2 protein-coding genes are annotated in these 2,187 nt (G+C 47.1%); both read left to right on the forward strand.

Translation table 11 applies throughout. From position 1 onward, the window contains the following. On the forward strand, window positions 1-1,290 hold a 1,290-nt coding region (locus V7D78_RS14750; protein ID WP_333609221.1), incomplete at its 5' end, for a PP2C family protein-serine/threonine phosphatase. Between the two features lie 9 nt (window positions 1,291-1,299). Next, window positions 1,300-2,187, forward strand: an 888-nt coding sequence (locus V7D78_RS14755; RefSeq protein WP_333609222.1) for a hypothetical protein, incomplete at its 3' end; no start/stop codon positions are given.

The following is a 2,187-nucleotide window of genomic DNA, read 5'->3' on the forward strand; positions in this document are numbered from 1 at the left end:
GGTACGAAAACGGCTACTACCCTGGTTGCCTTGCTGCTGTTTAAAAATCAGCTGGTATCGGCACACGCTGGTGATTCCAGACTGTATCAATTTAATCGCAATGGTAAAGTCGGCCAAACTAAAGATCACTCACTGGCATATGCTAAATTTTTGCTCGGTGAGATTACTGAACAACAGCTGGCTACGCACCCAAGCCAGAGTCAGTTATTGAATTGCATCAATGGTGATGCAGATATTCAAATTGATATTAATCACTGGTCTGTCGAAAACGGTCAGTATTTCCTGTTATGTACAGATGGCTTCTGGGAGATGTTCAGTGATGCTGATATTGTTGAACTGATCCAGTCTGAACAGCGCGAAGCGCTTATGCTTGAGCGCCTGCAAGCTCAATTGCAGCATCACCCGCGCCATGATAATACCACTGTGGTTATAGTCGCTTTAGCTGACATCAAAGATAGCATGGTCGCGACGGACAACTCAGCAGCTACTAGCCTGAGAGCACAACTTGCCACCGAGCCGAAAAACCTGGCCAACAGCAAACCAAAAAATACATCGCACTATAAAACCTTATTTATTGTGCTGTTGGTTATAGCCTTACTGGTATTGCTGGCCAGCTTTGCGCTTTATCGCCCTTATGCCTGTTGCACTAAACCTATAGTGCCAGAGTTAACGACTGGCGTGACAATAACATCCCGTATTCATGGGCTGCAGGGCGCGGATACCGACATTGCGGACCGCGCAGAGCAGGCAGGCGACAGTACATCGCAGTTAAACGATAATTTACAGAATCATCACGAGCTGGAAATTGCGCTGCAGGACAATGAGGATGCGTTGCAGGCATTGTGGCAAAAATTGTTGGAACAAGGCGATATCAGTAGTGGCACTGTGCTGGACAAAGTGTCTGTGAGCTCAGATCAGTATGCAGAAATCATCACTGTTCAGCTTAAGATCAATAATACCCCGGTTTATGGCGCCTTGCTGCGCTACAGGAAAACTGCCTCTGGCATTAAAGTCATGGCCGGTAAAACGGCTAATTTACCGCTATTGCCGGCGGCGCCCACACATGATTTTTCCAGTTGTTTTAAGCAGTATCAGGATGCGCAAGCGGCAAGCAACCCGGTAACCCTGATAACGCCCTCGGCTGAAGTACTTTATATTGATGCCGCCAGCCAGAGTTACTTCTGGCTTACACCGATAAATTTTGGCACGGCCTCTGTGCCACATGATTTGTTTTTGTCTGACAACAACTGCGATGCTCTGCGCCTGATTTCGCGTCATGTGTCAGGGTAGGAGGCTCTGGTGATTAAAAACTTGCTGTATGGTTTTTGTTTGTTAGCCTTTGCCTTGCTGGCGGATGACAGAGATCAGTCACAAAGTAGTTTGTTTTCAGGCCCCAGCTATACGACGGATTTTCCCGCGTTAGCCAGCCCGGTTAACAGCACTGCTGAGTTTCTCAACTGGGCGCAAGCAAATAAAGCCTTACTCGGTATGTCAGATGAATCCGATATTGCCCTTAAAACAGCCATAACGGAGCCTAATGGTTACAGCCTCTACCGAATAGTGCAAACCATAAATGGTATTGAACTCTTTGCTCATCAATCGGTGCTGCTGTTTCTGAATGGTCAGCCAATAAGTGCCCATAAAACGACTTCTGCCTTAGCTGCTGATGCCCCGCTTAGTTCAGCAGAATGGCAAAGCGTGGTTGAACAAGCGTTGCAACAACAGCAGCTAAGCTACAGTAATGCTTTGACTATCAAACCAGTATATTGGCCTTTGGCCGATAAACTGGTCGCAGCGGTGAAGGTAGATGGCCAGTTTAGTTTGCAGCAGTCTGATTATCCTTACACGTTATTTATTTCTGCCACAGGCGACATTTTACAAACCCTGTCCACGCGGTGGCAATTTAGTTATCAGCTGATTGATGTCGACCAAATGTGTAGCCGCATGTTTTATAGTCAGCCCACTACAGCGGATGACTTGCTGCAACTGGCTAATCTCTATAATCTGGATTATCCCCCAGCGGGCTCTGCTTCACAGGCGAGCACGACGGCTACACAAAAACTGGCGACCTTGTTTGATCAGGTCAGCAGCTTTATGGCAGAGCACTTTGGCAGTGCGCAATTCGATCCGGTAGATAACAGTATTGTGTACGCTTTTGTTGGCAGTAAAATGTTTCACCATCAACAT

Source organism: Arsukibacterium sp. (assembly GCF_036735525.1).
Lineage (GTDB): Bacteria > Pseudomonadota > Gammaproteobacteria > Enterobacterales > Alteromonadaceae > Alishewanella.